Genomic DNA, 9588 nt, shown 5'->3' with positions numbered 1-9588 from the left:
ATGAGCGCGGGCCGGCCGAGGGAAATGCATGAAGCCCATCTATATCGACTATCTCAACGCTCTCGACATCGAAGCTCTTGCCATGAGCGATGCCGAGATCATCGGCGCCGTCGAAGCCGGGCTCGTCGCCCAGGGCAACGGCCAGACGGTGATCGAGCCGCGCGTCCATCTCGAGCCGGATCCGTCCTTCCACGGCCACTTCAACGTGCTTCGCGGCTATGTGGCACCGCTCGACGCGGCCGGCGTGAAGATCGTCGGTGACTATGTCGACAACTATCTGCACGGCCTGCCGTCCGAATTCGGCATCCTCAACCTCTTCGATCCGCGCACCGGCACGCCGCGCGCCATCCTCGACGCCACCGTCATCACCGACATGCGCACCGGCGCCGTCACCGCCATCGGCGCCAGGCACCTGGCGAAGAAGTCATCAAAGGTGCTCGGCCATATCGGCGCGCGCGGCACCGCCTACTGGAACGTGCGCCTGCTCGACCACCTCTTCGACTTCGACGAGATCCGCGTCCATTCGCGCCGGCCGGAAAGCCGAGACGCTTTCGCCGCGAAACTGGCCGCCGACCTCGGCAAGCCGGTCATGGCCGTGGCCGACTGGAAGAGCTGCGTCGAAGGCGCGGACATCGTCGTCGAGGCCTCGCGGCTGCCGGAACCGCAACCATTGCTCAAGACCGAATGGATCAAGCGCGGCGCGCTGGTCGTGCCCTACGGCACTATGAGTGCCGTGGAGCTGTCGCTCACCGAGATCATGCAAAAGATCGTCGTCGACGACTGGGGTCAGTGCAAAGGTGGTAAGTTCGGCTCGCTGCGCGCTCATGTCGAGACGGGGCGGCTGAGCGAGGCGACGCTGCATGCCGAGCTCGGCCAGATCGCCGCCGGCCTGAAAGCCGGACGCCAAAGCGACGGCGAGACGATCCTGTTCTGGCATCGCGGCCTCTCGCTTTCCGATATCGCGCTCGGCAAGGCGATGCTGTCCAAGGCCGCGGAACAAGGCATCGGCCAGAGGCTGCGCTTCGCATGACCCCGCTCGTTCTCACCGGCGCCGGCGTCAGCATCGAGGATGTGGCCGCCGTTGCGCGCAATACAGGAAAGGTCGAGGTCACGCCTGCGGTCATCGAAAGACTGGGCAAGGCGCGCAAGGTGCTCGATGAGGCCGCCGCCGGCGGCCAGCAGATCTACGGGCTGAACACCGGCTTGGGGGCCAATCTCGGCGCGACAGTCGAAGGTGATGCCGGCGCGTTCCAGCGCCAGCTTCTCGACGGCCGCGCCGCAGCGGTGGGGACCGCATTGCCGGCCCAACTGGTGCGCGCGGCAATGTTCGCCCGCGTCGCCATGCTATCGGCCGGCGGCTCCGGCCTGTCGCCGCCTGTCTTCACCGCGCTTGTCGACCTGCTCAACGCAGGCGTCCATCCGGTGATGCCCTCGCTCGGCTCGATCGGCGCCGGCGACCTGGTGCTGATGACGGCGATTGCCCATACGCTGATCGGAGAAGGCGATGCCGACTACCAAAGCCGGCGCATGCCGTCAGCCAAGGCATTGATGATGGCGCGCCTTGTCCCGGTCAGCCTGGCGCCGAAGGACGGCCTCTCGCTGATCAACGCTTCCGCGGTCTCCACCGGCGTCGGCGCTCTGGCTCTCGTCGACGCTTTGTCGGCGCTCGAACAGCAGCAGCAGGCCGGCGCGCTGACTATGGAGGCGTTGGGCGCCAACCGCACCATCCTCGATCCTCGTCTGCACCAGGCACGGCCGGGCGCCTGCCAGCAGGTCGCGGCAAAGGCGCTGCGCGAGCTGCTCGCCCGCGAGGACGCACCCGTGCCGACCACCATTCAGGATCCGCTGTCGATCCGCTGCATGCCCTCGATCCATGGCGCGCTGATCCAGGCGATCGACCATGCGCGGCTCGCCGTCGAGATCGAGCTCAATGCCGCCGCCGACAACCCGCTGGTGCTCGTTGATGACGCTCAGGTTTTGTCGACCGGCAATTTCCACACCGCATCGCTGGCGCTGGCATTCGAGACGCTCGGCCTCGCGATCGCCCAATGCGCGGCGGCATCCGCTGCCCGCTTTATCCAGCTCCCCGGCTCGACCCGCCACGGCCTGCCGAAATATCTGTCGCCGGTCGGCGGCGCCTCCGCCGGCTTCGTGCCGCTGCAGAAGACGGTGACGGCGATCCTGGCCGGCATCCGCCACAAGGCCAATCCTGTGATGCTCGACTTCCTGCCCGTATCCGAGGGCGTGGAGGACCACACCACCCAAACGCCGCTTGCCGTCGCCAAATGCGCCGAGATGATCGCGCTGTGGCGGCGCCTGATCGCCCTCGAACTGATGGCGGCGGCGCAGGCGGTCGACCTGCGCGAAGGGCTGACACTGGCGCCGGCCACCGGCGTGATCCACGCGGCTGTGCGCGCGCATGTGCCGACGCTCAAGGAAGACCGGCCGCTCGGACCTAACGCCGACGCGCTCCATGCCGCGCTCGCCGATGGGAGTTGGCAAGCCTAGCGACAGCAGGCCAAACGCCGCCCGCTCAAGCCTTTCCGTCCATCTTCTTCATGAAAAGGGTGAGCTCGCCGGGATCCATATGCACGATATGCCTGTCTTCCGGATAGGCGCCGCTGTTGACGTCGGCTACATATTCGGAAAACGCCGCGATGCGTTCCTGCTGCAGCCGATCGTATTCGGCGGCGAAGTTGCGGTAGACCTTCGAGTGGCGAGGCATGTGACCGCGATTGGTGCCGAGAATGTCTTCTGCAAACAGGTACTGCGCGTCACAGCCAGTACCGGCGCCCATCGACAGCATGATCAGCGAGGTGCGCTCGGAGATCGTCTTCGCCACCTCGACCGGCACGACTTCGATCTCGGCGCCGATCGCGCCGGCGGCCTCGAGTTGCTTCACCGCATCGAACACCTGCATGGCGGTATCGGCGGTCTTGCCGACGGCCCTGAAGCCGCCGGTCCAGGTTGCGCGGGAAGGAATGAGGCCGACATGTCCGATGACGGGGATTGCGTCGTCGGCCATGCGCTTGATCGTGGCGTAGCCGGCGCTGCAATAGACCGCGTCGGCGCCTGCCTTGTAGAGGCGGAAGGCCCAGCGCAGGAAATCGTCCGCCGTGCCGATCTCGTAGAAATTGTCGCCCGGCATCGTGAAGAGGCTGGGGGCGGCGTCGCGGTACTGTGGATTGAGCACCAGTTCGGGCGGCACCGAGACGATGTCGATGCCGGCGCGCTCGGCGGCTTCGGCCTCGTCGAGCGTCAGCACGCGCAGCATGGTCAATTGCCGCTTGCCCTTCATGGCGCGCAGGTCGGCGACGGTCGGTCTCTTTCGGCTCATCGGTATATCCTGTCTTTTCTGTCTGGCGGCTTTCAATCGATATTGATCATCACCTTGTCGGCCTCGATCTTCACCGGATAGGTCCTGAGGTTGACGCAGACCGGCGCGCCCTTGGCCTGGCCGGTCTTGTAGTTGAAGCGGCCATTGTGCTTGGGGCACTCGATAATGTCGTCCATCACCAGCCCGTCGGCCAGATGCGCCTTTTCATGCGTGCAGAAGCCGTCGGTGGCGAAGAACTCGTCGTCAGGCGAGCGGTAGATCGCGAAGGTGCGGCCGCCATGGTCGAAGCGGATCACGTCCTCCTCATCCACGTCGTCCACCGCGCATGCTTCAACCCACACCGCCATCGTCTTTCTCCGAGCTGCAACGCGCCACCTATTTGGCGGCGGCCGTCGCCATATCGACCTCGTGGAACTCGCCGCGATAGGGCCTGGCCGTAGGCGGCAATTCGCGCTTGAGGTAGTAATCCTCATATTTGAGCTGCCTGAGCAGCACCGGCCAGACCTCGCGATAGGCGTGCCACATCGACGGGTTCGGTTTCGGCAGGTCGTGCTTGATCAGTTCGTGGAGCTTCGGCAGCGCGTGATAGGGCACCATCGGGAACATGTGGTGCTCGACATGGTAGTTCATGTTCCAGTAGATGAACCGGCTGACCGGGTTCATGTGGACGGTGCGCGAGTTGAGCCGGTGGTCGACGACGTTGTCGGCCAGCCCGATATGCTGCAAAAGCCCGGTCATCACCATGTGCCAGGTGCCGTAGAGCCGTGGCAGGCCGATCAGCACCAGCGGTATCCATGATTTAAGCGCGATCGCGGCAGCGATCGTCGCGGCATACACGACCATATGCCAGCGCGCCGCTACCACCGCCTTATGCTGCTCCATCTCCGGGATGTAGCTCTTCTCGTCATCCGACAATTTGCCGAAGGCCTGGCGCACGAGCGTCGGCAGCGAATAGCGGAAGTCGAGGATGCCGGTGAAGGCCAGCGCCGCCTTGATGAGGTCCGGCGGGCGCATCACGGCGATCTCGGCGTCGCGGCCGACGATGATGGTGTCGGTGTGGTGGCGGGCATGGCTCCAGCGCCACTGCACCGGATTGCGCATCAGCATGAACGAGGCGATGTGGTAGACGACGTCGTTCATCCAGCGCGTGCGGAAAGCGGTGCCGTGGCCGCATTCGTGCCAGCGCGAGTCGCTCGACGAGCCGTAGAGCACGCCATAGACGAACAGGAACGGCACGACCCACCACGTGCCCCAGAACCAGACGATGCCGCCAGCCGAACCCAGGATCGCGGCAATCCAGATGATGGTGTCGCGGATCGCCGGCCCGTCGGAGCGCTGCATCAACTCCTTCATCACCTTGCGCGGCACGTCCGTGTGGTACCACTCAGCCGAGGCGAGTCCGGTCTCGATCGCGTGCCGAGTGCTTTCGCCGACAAGGCTGTAGTCGCGCTTCGCGCTGGCGGTCCTGGTCATCATCACCTCCCCGGGCGTCAAAGTCCGTTGGCGCGGAATTTCCCGTCGAGGAATTTTTTGGCGCGCGGCACGTCGTCCTCTGAGAGATGCTCGATGATGACCGGGATGTTCGGGTGCTTTTCGCTGAGCCGCTTGAGATAGAGATCATAGTTGAGGGCACCGAGGCCCGGCGCCGGCAATTCGATCTCGCCGACGCCCCGGAACGTCAGCCCCTCATGCGCGTCCGCGTCACCGATGTCGGCATGCTTCTCGGTCTTGTCGGTCCCTGAGCGCTTCACATCCTTGGCATGCGCGATTTTGATCTTGTCGGTCAGCGTGTCGAACACCTGGTTCAGCACCTGGTCCATGCGGTCGATATTGTGCGCCTCGAAATAGTTGGTCGGGTCCATCAATAGCCCGAGGCCGGGATGGTCGACCTGCGCGAACATTCTGACCGTCTCCTCGACCGAACCGACGACATTGTTGACATAGGTTTCGAGCAAAAACACCGCGCCATGGTCATAGGCTGTCTGGGCAAGATCGGAGATCACCTTGCGGCACTCCTCGAACCCTTCCTCGGTCTTGTTCCTCGGATCATGCACCCAGTCGGACTCGGTGTTGTAGGTGCCGGTCTCCGAGATCACGTAAGCGCTGCCGAATTCACGCGCGTTGCGGATGATCTCCTTCAGATAGGCGAGCCGTCTTTCGCGCTCGGCTTTGTCCGGATGGATGATGTTGGTGTAGCCGGACACGCAGCAGACCGGCAGATTGTGGTCGCGGAACGTGTCGCGCACCTTCCTTGCCTTGTCCCTGGTGATCTGCCCGGCCGCGAGGTCGATATCCTTGAAATGCAAGTCGAGCTGCACCGTGTTGAAACCCAGCGCGCGGATGCGCTTCGCGACCTCCTCAAGCTCATAGGGGAAATAGCCTGTGAAGATACCTGCCTGCATCATGAGGTGAAGTCCTCCCGGTAAGCGATTCTGTCGTCGTGTCTTTCGGCTGCCTCAGTCGATGCGGATTTCGGACAGCTTGACGGTGCGACCCTCGGCTATCGACCTGTAGCCGGCCTCGACCAAGGCCATCGTCTTGACGTTGTCGGCGACAGACAGCGCCGGCGGCGTGCCGGCCTTCAGCGCGTATTGGAGCTGTTCCATCACGCCGATGAAGGCATGCGGGAACCACATCGTGTCCCAGCTTGGCGTGACCCATACCCCGCCTGTCGTCTCGGTCGAGGCATAGGTTAGTGTCGAGGCGACGCCCTTCGGCCAGCCGATCGTGCCCTTGGCGACGCCCTTGGTGCCGTCGACGCGCCAGGCGATGTGCTGATCGTCCTGGTAGCCTTCCTGGCGCGGGCCGGACCAGACATCCTCCAGCGAGACGGCAAATACGCCGGAGGGAAAGCGGAGCGTCGACACCGTGATGCCGTCGGAATGCTGGAACTTGGTGCGTGGGTCCTTGCGCGTCAGCGTGGTGATCTCATCCGGATCGCCGAACAGGAAGCGCAGCACGTCGAGGTGGTGCACGCTCATATTGGCGAGCGTCAGCCGGTCATAGCCGGCCAGGAACGTCTGCCAGTGCGGGATCGCATGCATGTCGATCTCAGCGAAGACGATCTCGCCCAGCGCGCCGCTGTCGATGATCTGCTTCAGCACACGCATCGACTGGTCGTAGCGCATGTTCTGGTTGACCGAGAGGATCTTGCCGGCGGCCGCCGCTTCGTCGCGCAGCTTCACCGCTTCCGCGACCGAGAGCGCCAGCGGTTTTTGCGCCAGGATCGCCTTGACGTGCGGCTGCTTCAACGCGCGACGGATCAGCGCTGGCTGCTGATCGGGCGGGAAGGCAAGGTCGACGATCTCGACACGGCTGTCCCCGATCAATTGCTCCGGCGTGTCGTGGACGGTCGAAATTCCCCAGCGGGCGGCGACCTTCTCGGCATTCGCCTTTGTGCGCGAGGCGATCGCCACCACCGGGAAGCCGGCTTGCGCGTAGGCGGCGAGATGGCATTCGGCCATGATCATGCCGGCGCCGACGCAGCCGATCCGGTAGTCCTTGACTCGGACCTTCACGTCCGGCTCGAAACCCATGCTCGCCATCCATTCCTCCGTCGAGAACTGGATATAACGCCATGGTCTGGTGGTCAGCCAAGGCCGGCGCCATCATTTCCCATCAGCACCACTCGTCAGCTCGCTGCGATCAGCACGGTGCTTTCCGGCGACCAGCTGAGCATCACGGGCTCGCCTTCGGCGAGGCGCTCGGCTCCGGTGTTCTGAACGATCACCTTGAGCGTCTGGCCATCGCGGTCGACGAAATAGGTGCTGTTGTTGCCGGCGAAGATACGTTTGGAAACCCGCCCCTTGAGCGTGTTGGCATTGCCAATATCGAGCCTCGCTGCGCCAGTCGAAATCTGGATGCGCTCCGGCCGCACGGCACAACTTGCCTTGGCTCCGGCCGCCAGCGAAGGACCCGAGGCAGCAGCGATAGCTGTGCCGTCCGGCAGCCGGATCCCGGTGCGGGTCGCGGCGCCGCGAAAGATGTTGGCATCGCCGAGGAAGGTCGCGGCGAACTCGCTTTGCGGCCTGTCGTAGATCTCCTCCGGCGGCCCCTCCTGCACCAGCCTGCCGTCGCGCAGGATGCCGATGCGGTCGCTCATCGTCAGCGCCTCCTCCTGGTCGTGGGTGACGAAGATGGTGGTGATGCCGATCTCGCGCTGGATGCGCTTCAACTCGATCTGCATGTCGACGCGCAGCGCCTTGTCGAGCGCGCCGAGCGGCTCGTCCAGCAACAGCACGCGCGGCTTGGTGACGATGGCCCGCGCCAACGCCACGCGCTGGCGCTGGCCGCCGGAAAGCTGGTGCGGACGGCGGCCGCCGAGCTTGCCGAGCTTGACGAGGTCGAGCGCGCGCTGCACCTCAGTGGCGATCGTCGCCTTGGGCTCACCGCGCACCGACAGGCCGAAGGCGACATTGTCGGCGACGCTCATGTTGGGAAACAGCGCGTAGTTCTGGAACACCATGCCGATGCGCCGCTTCTCGACCGGCACGCGCTCGACGCTTTCGCCGCCGATGGCAATGCGCCCGGCATCCGGAAAGTCGAAGCCGGCGATCTGGCGCAGCAGCGTGGTCTTGCCGCTGCCTGAAGGCCCGAGCAACGCATAGAAGCCGCCGTCCGGAAAGTCGATCGAGACATTGTCCAGCGCCTTGTGCGCGCCAAAACTGCGGGAGACGTTCGCGACCTGGACGCCTGCCATTACTTCTCTCCGCCGAACTTGAAGAAGCGCGCCGTAAGCAGCATCAGCGCCATCGACACGACAATGATGATCGTCGAGACCGCATTGATCTCGGGCGTGAAGCCTTTGCGGATCGCGGCATAGATTTCGACCGGCAGCGTCGTCTGGCCGGGTGTCGACAGGAAATACGAGACCACGAACTGGTCGAACGAAACGGCGAAAGCGAACAGCCCGCCGGCGATGACGCCGGGCATGATCCAGGGCAGCGTGACGCGGTTCGTCACCTGCCACTGGTTGGCGCCGAGCGAGCGCGCCGCTTCCTCGAGCTCAGGCGCGAAGGTCTGCAGCCGGGCCGACACGACGACGATCACATAAGGCAGCGCCAGCGCGACATGGCCGAGTAGGATGGCGATGAGCCCGCGGCCGATGCCGATGCCGAAGAAGAAGATCAGCATCGCCGTGCCGGTGATCAGCCAGGGAATGGCGATCGGCGGAAAGAGCAGCGCCTGCAGGAATTTCTTGCCGCGGAACTCGTAGCGATAAAGCGCCAGCGAAGCCATCGACCCCAGCACCGTCGAGATGATGGTGGTGATGACCGCGATCTCGATGCTGTTCCAGGTCGCCGCGATCAGCTGGTCGTTCTGCTGGAGCGAGGCATACCAGTCCGTCGTCCATTCGAGGGGCAATTGGTAGAAGGGCGAGGCGTTGAATGACATCAGCGCCATGATGATGATCGGCAGGTAGAGGAAAGCGAGCAGCAGCACGATGTAGAAGCGCCCGAGCCATTCGAGCATGCGCGTCGTCGCCATCAGCCGGCTCTCCGCAAGATCGGCGCCGCCAGCGCCAGGATGATCAGCACCACCGCGAGCAGGATGAAGGACAGCGCAGCGCCGAGCGGCCAGTTGAAGACGGCGACGAACTGGTCCTCGATGATTGTCCCGTAGAAGGTGCCGGTGCGCCCGCCGAGGATGCGCGGCTCCATGAAGGAGCCGACGACCGGCACGAAGATCAGCGCCGCGCCTGCGATCAAACCAGGCATCGACAGCGGGATGATCACCCGCCACAGCACCTGCCGCCGCGAGGCGCCGAGCGAACGCCCGGCCTCGATCAGCGAGTCGTCGATCGCCTGCAGCGTCAGGTAGCAGGTCAGCACCATATAGGGCACATAGGAGTGCACCAGGCCGATGATGACGGCTGGATAGGAATACATCAGGTCGATGTTGATCTTGAACGGCAGCACGGCGTTGAGCGCTGTGTCGAGGATGCCGCCCTCGCGCAGCACCATCGCCCAGGAGAAAATGCGCACCAGGCCGTTCGACCAGAAGGGCAGGATGACGAGCAGGAAGATCGCCTCGCGGCTGCGCCCTTTCAGCACCTTGGCCAGCACATAGGCCGCCGGATAGCCGATGACGACGCACCACAGCGTCACCTCGAGCCCGAGCCGCAAGGAGGCGAACAGCAGTGTCGAGTAGAGGCTTTGCGAGAAGAAGGTCGCGTAGTTGCCGAGCGTGAACGCCCATTCCTTCCCGGCCAGCGGCAGGTCGGCCATGATGTTCTTCTCCTTCATGACCGA

General features: G+C 64.4%; 10 protein-coding genes. 2 read left to right on the top strand and 8 right to left on the bottom strand.

Annotated features, from left to right (window positions below):
- Positions 1-28 precede the first annotated feature (28 nt).
- Together EOA38_RS18005 and hutH are read left to right on the top strand one after the other, a co-directional pair.
- Positions 29-1030 (top strand): ornithine cyclodeaminase family protein, encoded by a 1002-nt coding sequence (locus EOA38_RS18005; protein ID WP_126092976.1) that lies wholly within the window; start codon positions 29-31, stop codon positions 1028-1030.
- Positions 1027-2508, top strand: coding sequence for a histidine ammonia-lyase (gene hutH, locus EOA38_RS18000; RefSeq protein ID WP_127299850.1), 1482 nt, complete (start codon positions 1027-1029; stop codon positions 2506-2508). The genes EOA38_RS18005 and hutH overlap by 4 nt, the downstream gene beginning before the upstream one ends.
- A gap of 25 nt (positions 2509-2533) precedes the next feature.
- Here hutH and EOA38_RS17995 read toward each other — a convergent pair whose 3' ends face one another.
- The 8 genes from EOA38_RS17995 to EOA38_RS17960 form a co-directional block, all read right to left on the bottom strand.
- Entirely contained in the window at positions 2534-3337 is an 804-nt protein-coding gene (locus EOA38_RS17995) for a 3-methyl-2-oxobutanoate hydroxymethyltransferase (RefSeq protein ID WP_126092974.1), read from the bottom strand.
- A gap of 32 nt (positions 3338-3369) precedes the next feature.
- Positions 3370-3684 carry a MocE family 2Fe-2S type ferredoxin gene (locus EOA38_RS17990; protein ID WP_126092973.1) on the bottom strand — a complete coding sequence of 105 codons (315 nt, stop codon included), beginning with the start codon at positions 3682-3684 and terminating at the stop codon, positions 3370-3372.
- Positions 3685-3712: 28 nt separating this feature from the next.
- Positions 3713-4810, bottom strand: a complete 1098-nt coding sequence (locus EOA38_RS17985) for a fatty acid desaturase family protein (protein WP_189349974.1) — start codon at positions 4808-4810, stop codon at positions 3713-3715.
- Positions 4811-4827: 17 nt separating this feature from the next.
- Positions 4828-5742, bottom strand: a complete 915-nt coding sequence (locus EOA38_RS17980; RefSeq protein WP_126092971.1) for a sugar phosphate isomerase/epimerase — start codon at positions 5740-5742, stop codon at positions 4828-4830.
- Between the two features lie 51 nt (positions 5743-5793).
- Positions 5794-6882 (bottom strand): Gfo/Idh/MocA family oxidoreductase, encoded by a 1089-nt coding sequence (locus tag EOA38_RS17975; protein ID WP_126092970.1) that lies wholly within the window; start codon positions 6880-6882, stop codon positions 5794-5796.
- 86 nt (positions 6883-6968) lie between these two features.
- Positions 6969-8036 carry an ABC transporter ATP-binding protein gene (locus EOA38_RS17970; protein ID WP_127299849.1) on the bottom strand — a complete coding sequence of 356 codons (1068 nt, stop codon included), beginning with the start codon at positions 8034-8036 and terminating at the stop codon, positions 6969-6971.
- Complete coding sequence (locus EOA38_RS17965; protein ID WP_127299848.1) at positions 8036-8824, bottom strand: ABC transporter permease; 789 nt, start codon at positions 8822-8824, stop codon at positions 8036-8038. Before EOA38_RS17965 ends, EOA38_RS17970 begins: the two co-directional genes overlap by 1 nt.
- On the bottom strand, positions 8824-9588 hold a 765-nt coding region (locus EOA38_RS17960), incomplete at its 5' end, for an ABC transporter permease (protein WP_145965988.1). The genes EOA38_RS17960 and EOA38_RS17965, both read right to left, overlap by 1 nt.

This window comes from Mesorhizobium sp. M1E.F.Ca.ET.041.01.1.1, assembly GCF_003997355.1.
GTDB lineage: Bacteria > Pseudomonadota > Alphaproteobacteria > Rhizobiales > Rhizobiaceae > Mesorhizobium.
Note: the sequence above shows the minus strand (reverse complement) of the source record. Positions and strands in the feature narration are given on the sequence as shown.